Genomic DNA, 19,827 nt, shown 5'->3' on the forward strand with positions numbered 1-19,827 from the left:
ATCATTGCAACACTCTGAGCGCCTAGGGCTTGATCCATTAACATGCTTTTGAAGTCGTTAGGAACTTGTGCCAATAATGCTTGAGCCTGTTCCATTGGCATGCCTTGCGCTAAAGAAGCGATAGCCGAAGGGTCAACCAACATAAAAACAGCGCTTGCTGCTTCAGGTAAGCTGCCAGATGCCATCATGTCCAAGAGTTGGCTTTCTGCAATGAGATTGAATAGAGCGGGAGCCGATAGTGTTCCTAATACGATGTAAGACGCTGTTACTGGTAAGCCCATACCCAAAATTAAAGAGGCAATGGCGACTAAAACAATAGTAAAGAACAGGCTACCACCAGCCCAATTGGTAATTAACAATGAGAAGGTGTTGCCAACGCCAGTGGTACTAATGACGTTAACCACTAAACCTATACCAACCAACAGAACTGCGGTGGTAGACATGTTCTTCGCGCCTTGAGCCATAGCATCTAGAATTGCTGCTGGTCCCATCCTGTGTTTGCTAGATAAAAACGATGCGGCAATAACGGCCAAAATACTGATGCCCGCAGCGTATGTTGGTGTAAATCCTTGCACCAACAGCGTGACTAAAACACCAAGTGGCACAACATGATGCCAACCATCTTTGAGAACTTGTGAAATATTGACTGCATCATCGCTTTCTGTCGCGATAACCTTACTGCGTTTTGCTTCGACACGTACGAAGAAACTAACAGATAGGAAATACAATAAGGCAGGAATGGCCGCAACGCTGATGATGGTGACATACGATACTTGCGTATAGGACGCCATAATGAAAGCGCCGGCACCCATAACAGGCGGCATTAATTGCCCACCTGTAGACGCTGCAGCTTCTACACCAGCGGCAAAACGTGCAGGAAACCCCGCTCTGCGCATAAGAGGAATAGTGATAACACCCGTTGATACTGTGTTAGCAACGGAAGAGCCAGAAACCGAGCCCATTAGGCCTGAACCTAATACGGCTACAAAGCCGGGCCCGCCTATCATTTTGCTAGCAAGTGAGCGGGATAGATCAATAATAAAGTCACCCGCACCAGACTTAACTAAAAAGGCACCAAATAAAATAAACATGAAGACAAAGCTCCATGAGATTCTAGAGATAGAGCCGAACATACCATCGGTGCTAAAGAAACTGCGGTACAACAAGGTTTCAACACTCAGTCCTGGAAAGTTAAACATCCCACCAAGCCAACGTCCCCACAATACAACATAGGTTAACGCGACGATAATTAGAAAAGGAATAAACCAACCACTAGTGCGGCGAATTAACTCAAGAGATAACAAGACAGCAATACTGGATACTATCCAATCCGAGGTATTGAAGGTTACACCTCTGGCGTAAAGAGCATCCTCAAAAAAAACGATGTACAGCACCATGCTAATTAGGGCGAGCACAATAGCGCTATCAAAAAACAGAGCAACTTTACTGTCTCGCCATTTAGGATTGGCTGGAATGAGTAAAGCACACAAAATACCGAAGCCTGCAAAATGAAACGCAGATACCCAGAGTTCTGGCAGAGTAGCTATGGTATTGATGTAAATGTGGGCAACAGCCAAGAAAATTGAAAGGGCAAACACAAAACGGTTTAGCCAAGGGCCAGAGCGGTGTTTGGTTTCAAAATCTTCAAGAATGATGTCTTGAGGCGCGGTTGGTTGCGATGAAGCAGTCATAGACAGGCTACCTTTATGTGTACAAAAAACGAATTGTGCAAAGACGCAAAGAGGGCGCCGTACTGATGTACGGCGCTAGAACACGAATGAATAATGTTATTTTGCAATCAGGCGATCAGGTATGTTAATACCACGTTCACGGTAGTAACGAGCTGCACCTGGATGCAGTGGAACAGGTAGACCTGCAATGGCTTTTTCAATAGACATCACGGATGTTGCTTTGTGGATAGCGCTTAAATAGGCCAAGTTTTCATAAAGTGACTTAGTTAGTTCATAAACATCTTCTTCTGATAAATCAGCACGTGTTGCAAGGAAGTTCGGCTGAGCCACTGTGTTGATGTCTTTCGTTTGACCTGGGTAAGTATTCGCTGGAATGACGTAACGGGTCCACAACTCATAGTTGCCGTTTGCCTCTTTGATTTGCTTGTCAGTGAAGTCTAATACTTTGACCTTGTCGCCCATAGAAGCATAAAGTCTAGTGACTGCGCTAACAGGAACGCCCGCTGGCGTATTCATGCCGTCAATGTTGCCATTCTGCATAGCGTCGGCACTTGCTCCATAGCCCATGTAAGCAAGAGCGAATTTATCTGGATCAATATTTAGGCCTTTAAGTTGCTGGCGACCTGAGCCTTCTGTTCCTGAGTTTTTTGTGCCGATTGAGAATTTATGGTTTGTTCCTTCAAGGCTTTTTAAATCCGACATTGTGCCTGTTTTAGTTAGATCTGTTTTTAGCACAAAATGCTCAACGTTTTGCCAAAGCATAGAAACGGAGCGCAATTCAGTTTGTTTGCCTGAGCTTTCAAATGGGCCTTCACCGTCCCAAGCCCATGCGCCGTAAAGTCCTTGTAGAATAGCGAATTGTGCTTGGTCTTCACGAAGCAGTTTGATGTTTTCGCCAGAACCCGCTGAGCTGATTGCTGAAACGGATAGGCCAAATTTAGGCTCTAGTTTTACTTTACTTAAGGTAGCAATAGCAACGCCAACAGGATAATAGGTGCCTCCTGTTGATGCTGTTGCTAGGATGTAATTGCGATTATCTGCGGCAGATGCGCTTGATGCTGATAAAGCGATAGCAGCAGCTGTTGCGCTAGTAAGGATAGTTTTAGTAACAAAGCCCAATTTCATATTATTTTTCTCCTATTGATGGGGTTGGTTACATAATCTAAAGCGATTATCATGCCAAATATATAACTTATTGATATATATTGTTTTTATTTTAAGTTTGGTGTTTTTTTACTTTTTTTATACACATATGCGCTATTTATTGCTTATGGTTGACGTTTCGCTATCGGCAATAAATTGCTCATCATGTAAGTGAGTAAAAACCAAGACTAACATGCTATTTTGTAGCATATCGTTTTATAGTATGAGCAAAATGTTGCCGATGGACTCGAGGTGAGAAAAATAATGACACAAGATCATAATATTCGTGTTGTATTGTTTGATTTGGGAAATGTCTTAGTGGATTTAGGCGATATTTCTGAAATGCATGCTATGTTGAATACGCAAGGTGAGGAATCTGAAGTTTGGTTGCAGTGGTTAAAATCATCGACAGTCGCTGCGTTTGACTCAGGTAAAATTACTTTTGATCAGTTTGCCGATCGCTTACTAAAAGAGGTTGGTAGTAATATAGATAAAGAAGCATTTAAAACGTCTTTTAAGGCGTGGCCAAGAGGTTTGTTTGCTGGTGCGCTTGAGTTAGTTGAGTCAGTGAAGCCTGAATATCATCGTGCTATCTTATCTAATACGAATGCCGCTCATTGGCCAAGGTTAATGGATGAAATGGCCTTGGCTGGTAAATTTCACAGTTATTACGCGTCACATTTAGTGGGGCACGTAAAACCAGATGAAGCGATTTATCATCATGTGATTCGTAATTTACAGGTTGCACCCGAGCAAATTCTGTTTATTGATGATAATCAGATCAATATTGATACGGCTAATGCGCTGGGTATGAAAGCATTTCGGGTTAAAGGAATAAAAGAAGCACGTCTTGTGCTTCATCAACATGGGGTGTTGTCCAGCTAGATTATTGGCTGATAACAGCAATAGAATTGCTTGAAGCCTTAAATTAAGCTGTTGAGGTATAAAATGCTATTTGGTCTAGGGGGCTCTATGCGTACTTTTGATGGGCAATCTTCTACTAGTTATTCACGGACTCGGCCTATGTATCCGGCTGAGCTTTATTATTGGTTATCCCAGCAAGTGCCTTCATCAAGTGTCGTGTGGGATTGTGCCTGTGGTACGGGTCAGGCTTCTGTTGACCTTGCTGCGTATTTTGATCGTGTAGAAGCGTCTGATATTAGTGAGTCTCAAGTGACCGCAGCGACGCCTCATCGCAAAGTAAACTATCAAGTTTTTCCTGCCGAAAAGACGCTTTACCCTGATCATTATTTTGATGTTGTGTGTGTAGCTCATGCGCTGCATTGGTTTAATCTAGAGGCTTTCTGGGCTGAACTTAAACGCGTATTAAAGCCGGGTGGAATGTTTGTTTGCTGGGGTTACAATTGGTTGCAAGTAGGGAAGGCTGAAGACAAGGCGATTGCTGAGTCAGTACTACCGCATCTGGAAACCTATTGGCCAGCAGAAAGTCGTTTATTATGGAATCAATATCGCGATATTAAATTTCCGTTTGAATTAATTGACGTTCCAGCATTTGAGCTGAGCTGTCATTGGTCGGTCACGCAAACGCTGGATTTCATTCGAACTTGGTCGGCGTCTCAATTGCGTATACAAGAATGTGGCGATGATTTTCTATTAGATGCATCACCTATTATCCGTGACGCATGGTCTGAGCCTGCGAAGAAACAAGAAATACATCTACCATTTTTTGTAAAAGCAGGGCGTTTTGCTGAGGCGAATAATTAGATGCTTAAATGAATAGTCTCAATAAGGCTTCCCAATAAGACTAAAGTGGAATAGATCGGGACGTCTAGCGGGTTATAGTAGTTCAGCATCCGAATAACAAATTTAACAATGGAGCGGGTTATGAAGTCATTATATAGCGCAACCTCAAATGAGGCGGCAAAAAATGCCAATGTCAGTCAAGCAGAATTTGAAAAACGCTATCAAGAATCGATTGAAAACCCAGACGAATTTTGGGGTAAAGAAGGGAAGCGTTTAGATTGGTTTAAACCTTATACCAAGGTTAAAAACACCTCGTTCAAACGCGGTGAAGTCAACATTAAATGGTTTGAAGACGGTGAGCTGAATGTGGCTTATAACTGCATAGATCGTCACCTAGCCAGCTCAGCAGATAAAGTCGCTTATTATTGTGAAGGCGACAAAGAAAACGACGAGAAAGTCGCGATTACCTATCAAACATTGCATGATGAAGTCGGGCGTTTAGCCAATCTATTAAAGCGTCAGGGCGTCCAAAAGGGCGACCGCGTTGCCATCTACATGCCGATGATTCCACAAGCTGTTTACGCTATGTTGGCCTGTGCTCGCATTGGTGCGATTCACTCTGTTATTTTTGGTGGCTTTTCTGCCCATGCTATCGCTGACCGTTTAAACGATTGTGAAGTGAAGCTTGTTATTACCGCGGACGAAGGTCGTCGTGCAGGCAACACTATTCCCCTTAAACACAATGTTGATATGGCGCTGAATAACAATGCTTGCCCATCGGTTGAAAGCGTTGTTGTTTATCGTTACACCAAAAAAGATGTGCCTTGGTTTGATGGGCGTGATTTGGATTGGGCGGTTGAAGTAGAGAATGAAAGTACTGAATGTCCAGCAGAACGAATGAATGCAGAAGACCCGCTTTTTATTCTTTATACTTCTGGTTCAACCGGTAAGCCAAAAGGTGTGGTGCACACAACAGGCGGATATTTAGTATACGCTTCGTTAACTCATGAATTAGTATTTGATCTCAAACCAGATGATATTTATTGGTGTGCGGCTGATGTAGGTTGGATTACTGGCCATAGCTATATGGTTTATGGGCCACTTGCTAATGGTGCGACGAGCATTTTATTTGAAGGTGTACCAACGTATCCGGATTCTGGTCGTATTGGCCGAGTTGTAGACAAATTTGGCGTGACTCTTTTGTACACTGCGCCAACGGCAATTCGTGCTTTGATGGCAAAAGGTGATGAAGCGACTCGTTCAAGTAAGCGTGATTCTCTGCGAGTATTGGGGAGTGTTGGTGAGCCAATCAATCCAGAAGCTTGGTCTTGGTATTACAACGAAATTGGTAATGCTTCTTGTCCGATTGTTGATACATGGTGGCAAACAGAGACTGGCGGCATGATGATGACGCCGCGTATTGTTCAAGGTGATATCAAACCGGGTTCATGTACTGGTCCTTTATATGGTGTGCAGCCAGCTTTGGTTGATGCACAAGGTGTTTTGCAAGAAGAGCAGGGTGTTTTAGTAGAGGGCGGTTTGGTTATTACGGATTCTTGGCCTGGTCAGGCGCGAACAGTGTATGGTGATCATGAACGTTTCGAACAAACTTATTTTAGTACTTTCGAAGGCATGTATTTCACTGGTGACGGTGCTTCGCGAGATGCGGATGGTCATTATTGGATCACTGGACGTATGGATGATGTATTGAATGTATCGGGACATCGCCTAGGAACTGCTGAAATTGAAAGTGCACTGGTTGCTCACCCTTCTGTCGCTGAAGCGGCTATCGTGGGCTACCCTCATGATATTAAAGGGCAAGGCATTTATGTTTATGTTAGTGCCATTGCTGGTGTGATTCCAGATGAAGAGTTGACTAAGTCATTGAAGCAGTTTGTTCGACAAGAAATTGGGCCTATTGCTACACCAGATCTTATTCAGTGGGCCAGCAAAGGCTTACCGAAAACACGATCAGGTAAAATCATGCGTCGTATTTTAAGAAAGATCGCCGCAAACGAACATGATCAATTAGGTGATACAAGTACATTAGCTGATCCAAGTGTGGTTGATGATTTAATCGAAAACCGTTTAAATGTGTAAAGGTTTACATATTTAAAAAGGATACACAGTGATTTCACTTGTTATCGCGGATGATCATCCCTTGTTCCGTAGTGCGCTATGTGGTGCATTACGGGCAGAGATTGAGGGTATTGTCATAGTCGAATCCCATGATTTGGATTCGACTTTGCAATGTTTAGAAAATGTAAGTGATCTGGATTTGCTGCTGTTGGATTTAAATATGCCCGGTAGTGGCGAATTGTATGGATTGATCCGAATTCGTAAGGACTTTCCTGATGTGCCTGTGGCAGTTATTTCCGGCAGTGAAGACAGTGTGATGGTTGCCAAGGTAATTGATGCTGGCGCTTTGGGCTTTATTCCTAAAACGAGTGAGCCTGCAACTTATGCCAAGGCGATTCATGCTATTTTGGCTGGAGACATTTGGCTACCTGAAGATCTTAGGCAAGCTGTTGCCAACCAACCTAAGCCTGATTTATCAATGCAGCATAAAGTGACAGAGCTGACACCTCAGCAATACAAGGTTCTTTGTTATTTGCATGAAGGTCTGCTAAATAAGCAAATAGCTTATGAGTTGTCTATTTCTGAAGCCACTGTGAAAGCGCATATAACGGCGATTTTTCGTAAGCTAGAAATTAATAACAGAACGCAAGCGGTATTGGTGGCAAGTGATTTGAAGTTGCAGATGACCACAACGTAACATTACTTCTTTTCTTTTTTAATCAGATCTTTTTCTATTTTTTCGTTTTTACAGTGGCATGAGTCTGGAACTGGGTCCATTCCACCTTCGTGCCATGGATGGCATTTAGACAACCTTTTTAAACCTAGATACACACCTTTAACAATCCCAAATCGCTCAATTGCTTGGATCATATAGTGAGAGCAGCTAGGATAAAAGCGACAGTTATTCCCCAGTAATGGACTAATTAAAAGTTGGTAGCCTTTTACTATTAATATGAAGATTCTTTTCATGTGCCACTTGTCTAGTGAATGATTGGATGACTATCGCGTTATGTCATTTTTGTGTAAATAGTAACGTCTATTTGTTACTGTAGCGGAAATATATCACAGAATCGATTCTACTATGCCAGATCAACATCTTACTCTTGATGCAATGCAGATTGTTGCTTATCAAGGCGAGCCCGGAGCCTACTCGCATCTTGCTTGCAAACACACCTTTCCTGATTGGACCAGCATTCACTGTGCGACCTTTGTTGATGCGTTACAAATGGTGGAGCGAGGTGATGCTTATTACGCCATGATTCCTGTTGAAAATTCAACGGCAGGGCGGGTTGAAGAAATTTATCGGGAACTAAAACGCACACAGTTGTATGTAGTGAAAGAGCATTTCGAACCAGTGAATCATTGTTTGATTGCTCGTCACTCTATGTCCATTGAGCAAATTACTCGAATCGGCAGTCACCCTCAGGCGTTGGCGCAATGTGATACTAATATCAAGGCGTTAGGGGCGAAAAGCCAAGCTATGTATGATACCGCTGGGGCCGCCAAGCATATTGCTGAATTTGATGAGCCTGGGTTGGCAGTGATCTCATCTGAATTGGCCGCAGAGCTTTATGGTCTAAATGTCCTGAAAACTTTTTTTAATGACACTGTAGGCAATACCACTCGCTTTTTGGTGTTTGCTCGTCAGCAAAAAATGCCAGTCTATGAAGACGATAAAACCTATATCACTTCTTTTATGTTTCGAGTACGAAACATCCCAGCAGCACTTTATAAAGCAATGGGTGGTTTTGCGACTCAGGGTATTAACATGCTGAAGTTGGAAAGTTATATGGTGAATGGTAATTTCACCGCGACTCAGTTTTACGTGGATGTTGAAGCACATTTTCAATCTTCCTCTATGCAGGCTGCACTAGAAGAATTGCGTTTTTTTTCAGAAGAGGTGCGCATATTAGGAACCTATTTGGCAGATGGGTATAGGTTGAAATAACAATGATGACTCGTTGGTTGTGTGTTGGTCTGTACCTGTCTTTTAGTATGAATGCATGGGCAGAAATGGAAGCTACTTTTTCGTCTTCTAATGATGGTCTTTCTGGTGATGGGTTTGTTAGTGGCAGCTTTTCAGATTTAGGTTCATACGATGGTTTTTTTGACCATATTCCTGTGGTGGTAACTCCGTCTAAAATGCCTCAACCTAGGGTGGATGTGTCGTCTACTTTGTCTGTATTAGACGGCGAATTTATTCGACGTATCAATATGCAGTATGTGGAAGACCTTTTGCAGTTTGTCCCCGGTTTTTCAGTTGCACCCTATAAGTCATCCGGTCAAAAAGAAGCCTCTTATCACGGTACTCAGTTAGATCAATATCGTCGAATTCAGGTGTTGGTAAATGGTCGTTCTGTTTATAGTGTAGGGCTGGCACGTGTTGAATGGGCGACTTTACCACTAAGTATTGAGGATGTGGCTCGTGTGGAGATTAACCGCGGACCGAATGCTGCCAGTTATGGCATTAATTCTTATTTTGCCGTAGTGAATATTATCACTAGATCTCCGTTAGAAACTTTGGGGGATAGTATTACGGCTTATTCAGGCTCTCGTGGGGATTATCGTTTGTATGGTCAGCATAGTGGGTTAAATGATGATTGGAGTTATCGGGCATCGGCTTCTACCAATAATGTGAGTGGCTTTGATAAGGATGCTGATGGTGATAAGCGTCATGATGGTCATCGTTCGACGATGGGGAATGTCTTTATCCAAAAGGAAACCTCAAACAGTTTTTTTGATTTAGACATTGGCGCGAGTAGTTTAAAAGATAAAGTAGAGCCGATGGAATATAGTCTAGGCTCTAATTTGGGCGGGGTGGATACTAATAAGCCTATGCGCTTGGTCGATCGTGAGCACATTAAGGCAAGTTATAGTAAGCAGGTTTCCTCTACCCATGAACTGAAAATTCAGTATTACTATGATCAATCTGACTTAGACGAATACCACGAAGCACGGTTAAGTCGAGTTTTTTATAACTCTGCTTTTGGTGCAAGTGGAGGTTCAGGTGATGTCGATGTTTCTTATTTAATAGACTTGTTAGAGACGAGACATGATATTGAGCTACAAAGCACGTGGGAAGCGTCTAAAAAACTGCGTTTAATTTCTGCGATAGGTTATCGTTGGGATGAAGCCGAATCCGAGAGTTTCTTGTCTGGTAAAGCGAGCGATGAGGTGTTTCGTCTTTCTTCGAATATGGAATATCTAGCGGGCGACCGTTGGGTGGTGAATGCCGGCGCCATGTTTGAACGTAGTCAAATGGGGGGTAAGTTTTTATCGCCTAAATTAGGTGTGACTTATAAATTATCTGAGCAAGAGTCTATTCGATTTAATACGTCAAAAGCGGTGCGAACACCTGATTTGTCAGATCAATATTTCAAATGGCATTATGTACTGTCTAGCGGAGAAGAATCGTTTACGGCTTATGCAGACAAGGGTGAGGAAGAAGAAAAAATTACCTCCTATGAAGTAGGTTACTATCATTATTGGCCAAGTGAGGGGTTGTCACTGGATGTGAAGCTTTATCATGACGAAGTCCAAGATATGGTGCTAAGCCAGAAAAAATTTACCGCTTATCAAGCTGATGCTCCGGTAGAGGAGGGCGTGGTTGAGGATGTGAACATCAATGGCGTTGAGCTTGAACTTGATTGGCGCTTTCGGTCTGGCGCTATTACTCGTTTCACCTATGCTTATCAAGATACTCAAACAGACAATGCCAGCCTTAAAGAAGCCACAACGCCTGTAATGGTGTCTTTCTTTGGTAGTTTGCCGTTGACAGACCGCTGGGCAGTGCAAAGCTATTATTGGTATGGGAAAGAGTTTGGTGGAAATGATTATGAACTTCTCAATGCTTGGTTCTCTTATCGATTGTCTTTGGGAGGCTACTCAAAAGCAACTATGGGTGTTGGAGCAGAAACGCGTTTGGATGATAACGCACTTGTCTCTAAGCACAATAATATGACGGAAGATACGTTTGCTTATGTTTTCACAAACATCACTTTCTAATGTGGATTAATAGAAAAGTGAAAAGGATTTTTACTATTGTTTTTATGTTGCTGGCATCTGTAAATGTGTCAGCAGCTATTTATGTTGTCCATGATATTGAAGAAAGTTCAGTACGTTCTCTGACATTCCAACTTTCCAAATTACTGCCTACGAAGACTCAATTGATTCCAGTGCGCCGTACTTTATTTTTACAAAACGTTTCTGTTATGAAAAGTGATGATGTACTGGTTACCGTAGGAGCAGAAAGTTTTCGTCAGGTTTGCTCGGCGGTATCGGAAGGGGCTGTTATGGCCGTTTTTATCGGTAAAGAGGAATATCTCAGGGTTCGCCCAAAATGTTCTGTTCCAAATAGTGCGGTGTTTTCTGGTGCGCCTTTGGCTAAGCGTTTGGCTTTGCTAGAGGCTGTTTGGTTTGATCGAAAGCCTTTGGCTGTGCTCTACAGCGATAATCTTTTAGTTGATGAGCAAGAGATGATAAATCAAGCTACACAGTATGGTTTTGAGTTTCAATTCATAAAAACAGAAATTGATCGTTTGTCTGTATTGAAGTCGGTTAATTTCGTCTTAGAAGATTCAATGGTGATTTTTTCATTGGTCGATACTGAACTATATAAAAATGGTATAGCGCAGGACATGCTGAAATTACTGTTTCATAAACAGAGAGTGATGATTGGGCCTTCTTTTGCTTTTGTACGCGCTGGCTCGTTGTTTGCTATCTATTCTGACACTGAGGCGAAGTTAGATATATTGGCTGACCGTATTGGTTTGTGGCAAACAAAAGGGGTACTGCTGGATGCTGCGTACCCCGATAAGCTGAGAGTGAGTTTTAATCCATATCTGATTAAATCACACGGTGTTGTATTGCCGTCTCCTTCTTACCTGAAAGACAAGTATGGTCTTTGTTCGGAAACATCCTGTTAGAGATTACTGCAAAAAACGCTTCACAAGACTCGTGAAAGGTAATGGTTTTTCTGCATGTAGCCAGTGTCCTGCACCCGATATAACCTTAAAGTTAGCGTTTGGAAAGAGTGTTGCAATCGCTTCTTGATGCTCTGCTACGATATAGTCTGAGTTTTCGCCTTTGATAAATAGCGTTGGAATATCTACCTTCGCCTCCATCTCTGGTTTTTTCAGAATAGTAGCGTAGCTATCGGCTATGTTGTTCACAGCTAGTTCTAGTTTGAAGCCCTGTTCGCTTCTAACTAGGTTTTTTAATAAGAACTGTCTAACCGCCAAGTTCGATTCGTATTGGGTTAATAATGCATCGGCTTCTTTTCTTGAGGAAGGCTGAGATTCATCAATTACCTTTAACCCTTCTAAGATACGAGTATGGCTAGGCTGATAATCGACAGGAGCGATGTCGACCACGATGAGCTTTTCAATTTGTCCTGTTGTTGCCATTGCCGCCATTTGCATGGCGACTTTCCCACCCATAGAATGGCCGAGTAGGTAGAAAGAGTCGATTTTATTAAGCGCTGTCCAGTCTAGTACGGCTCTTGCCATTTTAGGATAGCTGGTGTCTGGCATACTGTCGGATTTACCGTGATTGGGAAGATCGATACAGTGCACAGTAAAGTGTTCCGATAAGGACTGTGCAATTGAATGCCAGTTGTCAGCATTGCCAAATAAACCGTGTATGACAATAAGATTTGGGCCTGATGAACCATATTTTTTTGCGTGTATCATAGAAACCTTATTATTCTGCTGAGTAAATGGATGGTGTTAGCGAACACCAATATGTTTACATTGTATCAAGTCTTGGAAAGTCCCGTCCCTATAGAATTAAGGTAGTTGTTTGAATGTTAGATACATTTTTTATTAAAAGCCTGAAGTATCCTTTACGCTTAACAGCGTTGGTAATTGATAAGCTAGGTGTAAAAGCGAATTGGATTACCTTGTTGGGCTTTATTATCGGCATGATGGTGCTGCCAGCTTTATATTTTGGTAACACCTCTTTGGCTTTGATATTTGTGGTTATTAATAGAGTGATGGATGGCTTAGATGGTGCGGTGGCAAGAGTGCAAGGGCCAACGGATTTAGGCGGATATTTAGATATCACTTTGGATTTTATTTTTTATTCAGCGGTGATTTTTGGTTTTGCTTTGATGAATCCAGTAGACAATGCGTTAGCGGCGAGCTTTTTGATTTTTTCCTTTATGGGCACAGGTAGTAGTTTTTTGGCGTTTGCCATTATGGCAGAGAAGCGAAAAATAGAACGTTTAGAGTATGGTCGTAAATCTCTGTATTTTTTAGGCGGGTTAGCAGAAGGTACAGAAACCATTGTGTTTCTGATATTGATTTGTTTGTTCCCTAGTTACTTTGCCATCATGGCGTATGCTTTTGGGGTGATCTGTTGGATAACGACAGCAACCCGAATTTATGCAGGCTACCGTACGTTACATTAAAGCAGTGATAAGTCGTTAAAAAAGATCAGTCGAAAAAAGCGATTTCGATGTCGCTTTTGACAATCGCGCAGCAAGCTAATAGATAACCGCTTTGTACCCATGCTAGAGGCTCAAATGGGTAAATGACATTTCCCCATAAGAGCTTGATTGAGCAAGAAGAGCAATACCCTTCACGACACTGATATTCAACGTGAATACCAGCTCGCTCAAGTTGTACTAGTAAAGGTTCATCCTCGGTAACGAGAATTTGCTTTTTCCCTAAAAGTACTCGATGCACTTGATCTTTTTTTTCAGGTACTTTTGGATTAGAGGTCGAAGTCATCGAAGTCTGAATCATCTAAGCTGTTGTCAGTTTGACCCACTAGGTAAGAGCTGATTTCTGCCTCTTGTGGGGCAACTTGAACATTGTCACTTACCAACCAAGCATTAATCCAAGGAATTGGGTTGTGCTTAGTGGCAAAGCACGTATCAAGTCCAACAGCTTGCATACGCACGTTAGTAATGTATTCAACATACTGGCCTAGAATTTGCGCATTAAGGCCGATCATTGAGCCGTCTTTGAATAGGTATGTTGCCCATTCTTTTTCTTGCTCTGCCGCTTCAATGAATATTTGGCGAACTTCGTCTTGGCATTCTGCTGCGATGATCGCCATTTCTGGATCATCTTTACCGGAAGCCATTAGGTTCAACATGTGTTGTGTACCAGTTAAGTGCAAGGCTTCATCGCGGGCGATCAGTTTGATGATTTTAGCGTTGCCTTCCATTAGCGTTCGCTCAGCAAAGGCGAAGCTACAAGCAAAGCTCACATAGAAACGGATCGCTTCTAATACGTTGACAGACGCAATCGTTAGGTAAAGTGCCTTTTTTAGCTTAGGCATAGAAATTTCAATTGGCCCTTTGCCTGGAACCTCAAAGGTTCCCATCCCCATAGTGTTATACAAATTGACCATTTCGATTAGACGGTCATAGTAAATAGAAACACTATCAGCACGCTTGGTGATTTCTTCGTTGGTAACAATGTCATCAAAGATCTTAGTTGGGTCGTTAACAATGTTACGAATGATGTGTGTGTAAGAGCGGCTGTGAATCGTTTCACTGAAAGACCACGTCTCGATCCAGGTTTCTAATTCAGGTAGAGAAACGATTGGTAATAGAGCAACGTTTGGCGAACGACCTTGCACACTATCTAGTAATGTTTGGTATTTTAGATTGCTCAAGAAGATGTGTTGTTCGTGTTCTTCTAATCGTTGGAAGTCTTTGCGATCTGTAGATAGGTCGACTTCTTCAGGGCGCCAAAAGAAAGATAATTGCTTTTCGATTAGTTTTTCAAAAATTGGATGCTTTTGCTGATCATAGCGAGCAACGTTGACATTTTCACCAAAGAACATAGGTTCTTTTGTACTATCGAAGTGCTTACGGTTGAAAGTCGAGTAACTCATGTTTCAGGGTATTCCTCAAAAGCGTAAGGCATGTTCAGTAAGAAGATGCCTTAGTTATTAATAGATTTTAGTATTTCGTTAAAGCGGTAAACGTAGCAGAGCCTCATTGATATGAGGCTCTGTTTGTCAGATCATGCAATAGATCTTTGTACGATGGCTGACTTGTTAGATTTTGCAAGCACCGCCGGCGCAATCATCCATGTCTTCTTGCTTGTCATCGGCACCATCACGAGTGTTGTGATAGTACAGTGTTTTCACGCCAAGTTTATAAGCGGTAAGTAGATCTTTCAAAATCACTTTCATTGGTACTTTTTGAGACTCAAACTTCTGTGGATCATAGTTGGTATTGGCAGAGATTGCTTGGTCGACAAACTTCTGCATGATACCCACTAATTGTAGGTAGCCATCGTTTGATGGAATGGTCCACAACAACTCATAGCTGTCTTTTAGGCGCTCAAACTCTGGAACGACTTGCTTCAAAATACCGTCTTTACTTGCTTTAACAGATACGAAACCACGAGGTGGTTCAATTCCGTTAGTTGCGTTGCTGATCTGAGAAGAGGTTTCAGATGGCATCAATGCAGTTAGTGTCGAGTTACGTAGACCATGAGTAACGATTTCTGTACGCAAGGTTTCCCAATCGTAGAACAATTCGTTAGAAACGATGTTGTCGATTTCTTTTTTGTAAGAATCGATTGGCAAGATGCCTTTAGAGTAAGTCGTTTCATTGAAGGCTAAGCATGGACCAAATTCTTTTGCTAACTTGTTAGAAGCTTTCAATAGGAAGTATTGAATTGCTTCAAATGTTTTGTGAGTTAGTTCGTTTGCACTGCCGTCAGAGTATTTAACGCCATTCTTCGCTAAGTAATAAGCGTAGTTAATAACGCCCACACCTAATGTACGACGTAGTTCCGTTGCACGTTGTGCTGCTGGAATCGGGTAGTTTTGGTAATCCAACAAGCTGTCCAAAGCGCGAACGATAAGCTCTGCTAACTCTTCTAGTTCATCTAGATTTTCAAGCGCACCTAGGTTGAATGCAGACAAAGTACAAAGCGCAATTTCGCCTTCTTTATCATCAATGCTATTCAGTGGCTTAGTTGGAAGCGCGATTTCTAAACACAAGTTACTTTGTTTAACTGGCGCAACTTTTGGATCGAACGGGCTGTGGGTATTGCAGTGATCCACGTTTTGTAGATATATACGACCAGTACTTGCACGCTCAGAAGCAAATAGAGTGAATAGTTCCGTTGCTTTGATTGTTTGCTTACGGATAGAAGCGTCTTGCTCATACATGGTGTATAGGCGATCGAATTCTTCTTGGTCTGCAAAGAACGCATCGTATAAGCCTGGTACGTCAGAGGGGCTAAACAAAGTGATATTGCCGCCTTTGATCAATCGTTGGTACATCAAACGGTTAAATTGTACGCCGTAATCCAAATGACGAACGCGGTTTTCTTCTACACCACGGTTGTTTTTCAGTACCAATAGACTTTCGACTTCTAAGTGCCAAATTGGGTAGAAAACGGTAGCTGCGCCACCACGAACACCACCTTGAGAGCAGCTTTTTACCGCTGTTTGGAAGTGTTTGTAGAATGGAATGCAGCCTGTGTGGAAGGCTTCACCACCACGGATAGGGCTACCTAGAGCACGAATTGCACCGGCGTTTACACCAATACCAGCGCGCTGGCTAACGTATTTAACGATAGCACTTGATGTGGCGTTGATAGAATCTAAAGAATCACCGCATTCAATCAATACACAGCTACTGAACTGACGAGTAGGTGTGCGAATACCAGACATAATAGGTGTTGGTAATGAAATTTTGAATTTAGATACTGCGTCATAGAAACGGCGAATTAGGTTTAAACGTTCTTTTTTGTCGTATTCGGCAAATAAACAAGCAGCGACAAGTATGTAGATAAACTGAGGGCTTTCATATATTGCACCGGTTACTCGGTTTTGTACCAAGTACTTACCTTCAAGCTGTTTCACCGCGGCATAAGAAAAGTCCATATCACGAGAGTGGTCAATAAATGTATTTAGCTCGTTAAAGTCTTCTTCTGTGTACTTTTCTAGCAACTGTGCGTCATAACGCTTTTGTTCAACAAGATTTTTTACGTGTTTGTAAAGGTGTGGTGGCTCGAAATCACCAAAGGCTTTTTTACGTAGGTGAAAGATAGCTAAACGAGCTGCTAAGTATTGGTAATCTGGTGTGTTTTCAGAAATTAGATCGGCTGCAGACTTGATCAGTGTTTCATGGATGTCTGTAGTACGAATACCCTCAAAGAACTGAATTCGTGCTTTTAGTTCTACTTGGGAAACAGAAACATTGTCTAACCCTTCGGCAGCCCATGCGATGACTTTATGAATCTTTTCTAGGTTGATGTTTTCTGTCGTCCCGTTACGTTTAGTAACTGTGAGAGTGCTCATGCAATGACTTCCCATTAGTGCTATATAAAAAAGGAGTTTTACTCTATGTAGTGTGTGTTTTTTTGCTGACACACTATATGTAGTGTTTGGTTATTAATCTGTAGCGAACAATAGTGCTCATTCAGGTGAAAATCAAGGCTTGAAAAAAACTCTTAAATGATAATTGACCACTAGCTAAGTGGTCACTTACTTTAATTCCCTGAAAAAGCGTAAAGTTAGCAATTGGCAATACCATAAGGGCTATTTTTATCTATTTTTTGATGAAAAAAACTAATCTGATTGAACGCACGAAAAGTGATCAAGAAATGAAAGTAAGCACCATTTTGAACGCAGCAACCAGTGAAAATAATACGAGCTGATGGGTCAAGTAAATAGGCAAAGCATAACGCCCCATAAATGCCAAAATCTGGATGGCTAAGTTGTTTGGGGTTGGGCATTTATGCCAATTCAGATAGCCAAGAAGCGGGCCGATTAAAACAACACCAATCCATGGGAAAGGAAATACAATATCGAGTGTTCGGTCTGGAAGTGCTATATAACTTGTTATGGTCGCAAAAGCGTTTGGAAAGTGTAGCCAGTTTGTTGAATGATAGACAAGTATGATGGCTGCGCCAGCTAACGCTGATGGAATAGGCCACTTGGCAATAGGTCTTATGAGCAAAGAGGCTATAAAAATGAAATGTAAAATCCCAAAATAAATCCATTGGTTAGGTATGGTCAGATAAGTAGCCAATGAAATAGCGGCAGCAGAAATAAATAGCTTGATGTCTCGTTTCCAAAAGGACGAGTTGTTAGGTTTACCTAATGTTATATATGTCGACCACCCAATGGCGGTGAGAAACAGTGTTAGGATTAAACTGCGAAAATAGACCCAGAAAGGGTCATAAATGGAATATTCCAAGAAACCAAAGTTTAGTAAATCCCAGCAAAAATGGAATATTATCATTAGTAGCACCGCAGACCCGCGGTATACGTCTAAAAATGCACTGCGTTTGGTTGTCTCAAAAACGGGAGAGGCTTGCATTGAAGTCCAAGGGAAATAATTTTTAATGGGAATTCAGCCATCATACCGATACTCATTTTCTAGCTCAAGCGCGCAGCAGCTTGTGTCGCAGCTTAAGTCGAATCTGTTGTGGGAAAGAGAACGTCTAACGATGTTTGGGCGTGACGTGCTGGTACCGAGACAGGTCGCATTTATTGCGGATGCCGGTGTTTGTTATCGCTATTCAGGCAAGGACCACCATGGTATTGGTTGGCCAGATTGGTTGTTGGCGATAAAAGAAGAGGCGGAGAGTCTTGCTAAGCAGTCATTCAATGCGGTGTTGTTGAATTGGTACCAAGATGGGGGGGAATATATGGGCTGGCATGCAGATGATGAAAAATCACTAGGGCCTGCGCCAGTCGTTGCTATGTTGAGCCTCGGAGCGAGTCGACCGTTTCTATTTCGCCTTAAAGCGAATCACCAAATTAAACACAGTGTGGAATTAGAAGACGCAAGCTGGTTGGTGATGTCTGCTTCAACGCAAGTATTGTGGCAGCATTCTCTACCAGTAAGAAAGCGGATCAAAGCGGAGCGAATAAGCTTAACCTTTCGTCTGCTGCTTTGACTCGCTTCAATGGTGCTACTTGCCGCATTAAATGGCGTATTAAATGACTAGGGTGCTTTGCGTGTTATGAGCCAATCACTGTTATTTTGCGTGTAACAGATCCGGTCATGAAGTCGGCTTGGTCGTCCTTGCCAGAATTCAATAAAACTAGGTTTTAGCACATAGCCGCCCCAGTTCTCAGGGCAAGGTACGTCTTGATCATTAAACGCTTGTTCTTCTGCGTGAAAGGCTTTTTGCAATGCATCACGGCTGGCAATCACAGCACTTTGTTTTGATGTTCTTGCTGCAAGCTGGCTACCACGTGGACGAGTTGCAAAATAGGCCTCAGACGTTTCGCGGGAGACTTTTTCTATAGTGCCCTCTACGCGGACTTGGCGAGAAAGTGCAGGCCAAAAGAAGGTCATGCTGGCTTTGTTATTTTGCGCTAATTGCTGGCCTTTTTCACTGTCATAGTTAGTGAAAAAAGAAAAACCAGCGTCATTACGTTGCTTTAATAATACCACGCGAGAATGCGGCCAACCATCTAGGCCAACCGTGCTTAGCACCATGGCTGTTGGGTCATCTGGGCAAGTTTCGATGGCTTTTTCTAGCCAAGTATCAAATAAAGCAAGTGGATCTTGTCCAGCTTGTTCTTCCAAAAGGTCGTCGAATTGATAGTCACGACGAATAGAATGAAGATCTCTGTTCATGATTAAATCCGGTAAGTGGTTGTGGTCATGACTTTGGATAATTGGGTCATGATAGCCATAATAGGTTGCGGAAACTCGTACCCGCCTGCTTCTAGCGCCATTGCTTTATGTCTGGCTTCATCTATGTGCATTTGTGCCAAAACGGCTTTACTTTTTTCATCTTGTGTTGGCAGGGTTGCCATGTGTTTTTGAAGATGAATGCAAACCTGATCTTCTGTTGCAGCAACAAAGCCTAAACTTAACTTATCACTAATAAGGCCAGCCCCAGCGCCTATGACAAAAGATGCGCCGTAGAACAAAGGATTTAACATACTTGGTTTACTGCCTAGGTCATAAAGACGTTGTTCACACCAGACTAGATGATCAATTTCTTCGTCCGCTGCATGCTCCATCTCTTTACGAACGGCAGCGAGCTTTGCCGTAGTGGCTTGTCCTGCGTAAAGCGCTTGAGCACAGACTTCACCTGTATGGTTGATGCGCATAAGGCCAGACGAGTGCTTGCGTTCGTTCGGATCCAAGTCGGCTTCTTCCAGTTTTTCTGCAGGAGAAGGTCGAGTTGCTTTCGCTGCATTGGGGACAAGTGTTTGCAAAGCGCGATCAAACTGTAATACGGCTTTATCTAGAAAAGAGATCATA

General features: G+C 42.5%; 19 protein-coding genes. 9 read left to right on the forward strand and 10 right to left on the reverse strand.

Annotated features, from left to right (window positions below):
* Nucleotides 1–1,691, reverse strand: a 1,691-nt coding sequence (locus tag KPL72_RS16725) for a TRAP transporter permease (RefSeq protein ID WP_219703798.1), incomplete at its 3' end; no start/stop codon positions are given.
* A 96-nt stretch (nt 1,692–1,787) separates the two neighbouring features.
* Nucleotides 1,788–2,816 (reverse strand): TAXI family TRAP transporter solute-binding subunit, encoded by a 1,029-nt coding sequence (locus tag KPL72_RS16730; RefSeq protein ID WP_219703799.1) that lies wholly within the window; start codon nt 2,814–2,816, stop codon nt 1,788–1,790.
* Between the two features lie 282 nt (nt 2,817–3,098).
* Here KPL72_RS16730 and KPL72_RS16735 point away from each other — a divergent pair, with 282 nt between their 5' ends.
* From KPL72_RS16735 to KPL72_RS21465, 4 genes are all read left to right on the forward strand, one after another.
* Nucleotides 3,099–3,719 carry an HAD family hydrolase gene (locus KPL72_RS16735; RefSeq protein ID WP_219703800.1) on the forward strand — a complete coding sequence of 207 codons (621 nt, stop codon included), beginning with the start codon at nt 3,099–3,101 and terminating at the stop codon, nt 3,717–3,719.
* Nucleotides 3,720–3,806: 87 nt separating this feature from the next.
* A complete protein-coding gene (locus KPL72_RS16740; protein WP_219703801.1) occupies nt 3,807–4,559 on the forward strand; it encodes a class I SAM-dependent methyltransferase in 753 nt (250 codons plus the stop codon).
* A 120-nt stretch (nt 4,560–4,679) separates the two neighbouring features.
* On the forward strand, nt 4,680–6,638 hold the full coding sequence (gene acs, locus KPL72_RS16745) for an acetate--CoA ligase (protein ID WP_212915891.1): 1,959 nt from the start codon (nt 4,680–4,682) through the stop codon (nt 6,636–6,638).
* Nucleotides 6,639–6,666: 28 nt separating this feature from the next.
* Nucleotides 6,667–7,314, forward strand: a complete 648-nt coding sequence (locus KPL72_RS21465) for a LuxR C-terminal-related transcriptional regulator (protein WP_212915890.1) — start codon at nt 6,667–6,669, stop codon at nt 7,312–7,314.
* A 2-nt stretch (nt 7,315–7,316) separates the two neighbouring features.
* Here the strand turns inward: KPL72_RS21465 and yidD are convergent, their stop codons facing one another.
* Nucleotides 7,317–7,586 (reverse strand): membrane protein insertion efficiency factor YidD, encoded by a 270-nt coding sequence (yidD, locus tag KPL72_RS16755; RefSeq protein ID WP_219703802.1) that lies wholly within the window; start codon nt 7,584–7,586, stop codon nt 7,317–7,319.
* A gap of 112 nt (nt 7,587–7,698) precedes the next feature.
* Here yidD and KPL72_RS16760 point away from each other — a divergent pair, with 112 nt between their 5' ends.
* From KPL72_RS16760 to KPL72_RS16770, 3 genes are read left to right on the forward strand one after another with little or no spacing between them, the layout of a single operon-like run.
* Entirely contained in the window at nt 7,699–8,565 is an 867-nt protein-coding gene (locus KPL72_RS16760; protein WP_219703803.1) for a prephenate dehydratase, read from the forward strand.
* Nucleotides 8,566–8,567: 2 nt separating this feature from the next.
* Nucleotides 8,568–10,622 (forward strand): TonB-dependent receptor plug domain-containing protein, encoded by a 2,055-nt coding sequence (locus tag KPL72_RS16765; protein ID WP_219703804.1) that lies wholly within the window; start codon nt 8,568–8,570, stop codon nt 10,620–10,622.
* A 17-nt stretch (nt 10,623–10,639) separates the two neighbouring features.
* Nucleotides 10,640–11,542: a hypothetical protein gene (locus KPL72_RS16770; protein ID WP_249411599.1), complete on the forward strand. Its 903-nt coding sequence runs from the start codon at nt 10,640–10,642 to the stop codon at nt 11,540–11,542.
* Nucleotides 11,543–11,545: 3 nt separating this feature from the next.
* On the opposite strand, the gene KPL72_RS16775 is transcribed toward KPL72_RS16770, so the two are convergent.
* Complete coding sequence (locus tag KPL72_RS16775) at nt 11,546–12,307, reverse strand: alpha/beta fold hydrolase (protein ID WP_219703805.1); 762 nt, start codon at nt 12,305–12,307, stop codon at nt 11,546–11,548.
* Between the two features lie 113 nt (nt 12,308–12,420).
* On the opposite strand from KPL72_RS16775, the gene KPL72_RS16780 reads away from it, so the two are divergent.
* Complete coding sequence (locus KPL72_RS16780) at nt 12,421–13,026, forward strand: CDP-alcohol phosphatidyltransferase family protein (RefSeq protein ID WP_219703806.1); 606 nt, start codon at nt 12,421–12,423, stop codon at nt 13,024–13,026.
* A gap of 25 nt (nt 13,027–13,051) precedes the next feature.
* Here KPL72_RS16780 and yfaE read toward each other — a convergent pair whose 3' ends face one another.
* From yfaE to KPL72_RS16800, 4 genes are all read right to left on the reverse strand, one after another.
* Complete coding sequence (gene yfaE / locus KPL72_RS16785) at nt 13,052–13,348, reverse strand: class I ribonucleotide reductase maintenance protein YfaE (protein ID WP_249411598.1); 297 nt, start codon at nt 13,346–13,348, stop codon at nt 13,052–13,054.
* Nucleotides 13,332–14,465: a class Ia ribonucleoside-diphosphate reductase subunit beta gene (gene nrdB, locus KPL72_RS16790; RefSeq protein ID WP_212915884.1), complete on the reverse strand. Its 1,134-nt coding sequence runs from the start codon at nt 14,463–14,465 to the stop codon at nt 13,332–13,334. The genes yfaE and nrdB overlap by 17 nt, the downstream gene beginning before the upstream one ends.
* 165 nt (nt 14,466–14,630) lie before the next feature.
* A complete protein-coding gene (nrdA, locus tag KPL72_RS16795; RefSeq protein WP_212915883.1) occupies nt 14,631–16,895 on the reverse strand; it encodes a class 1a ribonucleoside-diphosphate reductase subunit alpha in 2,265 nt (754 codons plus the stop codon).
* Between the two features lie 298 nt (nt 16,896–17,193).
* Nucleotides 17,194–17,919: a heparan-alpha-glucosaminide N-acetyltransferase gene (locus KPL72_RS16800; RefSeq protein WP_219703807.1), complete on the reverse strand. Its 726-nt coding sequence runs from the start codon at nt 17,917–17,919 to the stop codon at nt 17,194–17,196.
* 25 nt (nt 17,920–17,944) lie between these two features.
* Between KPL72_RS16800 and KPL72_RS16805 the strand changes: the two genes are divergently transcribed.
* A complete protein-coding gene (locus tag KPL72_RS16805) occupies nt 17,945–18,502 on the forward strand; it encodes an alpha-ketoglutarate-dependent dioxygenase AlkB family protein (RefSeq protein ID WP_212915881.1) in 558 nt (185 codons plus the stop codon).
* A gap of 47 nt (nt 18,503–18,549) precedes the next feature.
* On the opposite strand, the gene pdxH is transcribed toward KPL72_RS16805, so the two are convergent.
* Complete coding sequence (gene pdxH, locus KPL72_RS16810; RefSeq protein WP_212915880.1) at nt 18,550–19,191, reverse strand: pyridoxamine 5'-phosphate oxidase; 642 nt, start codon at nt 19,189–19,191, stop codon at nt 18,550–18,552.
* 2 nt (nt 19,192–19,193) lie between these two features.
* Nucleotides 19,194–19,826 carry a 2-polyprenyl-3-methyl-6-methoxy-1,4-benzoquinone monooxygenase gene (coq7, locus tag KPL72_RS16815; RefSeq protein WP_219703808.1) on the reverse strand — a complete coding sequence of 211 codons (633 nt, stop codon included), beginning with the start codon at nt 19,824–19,826 and terminating at the stop codon, nt 19,194–19,196.
* Nucleotide 19,827 lies beyond the last annotated feature (1 nt).

Source organism: Marinomonas lutimaris, from assembly GCF_019426345.1.
Taxonomy (GTDB): domain Bacteria; phylum Pseudomonadota; class Gammaproteobacteria; order Pseudomonadales; family Marinomonadaceae; genus Marinomonas; species Marinomonas lutimaris.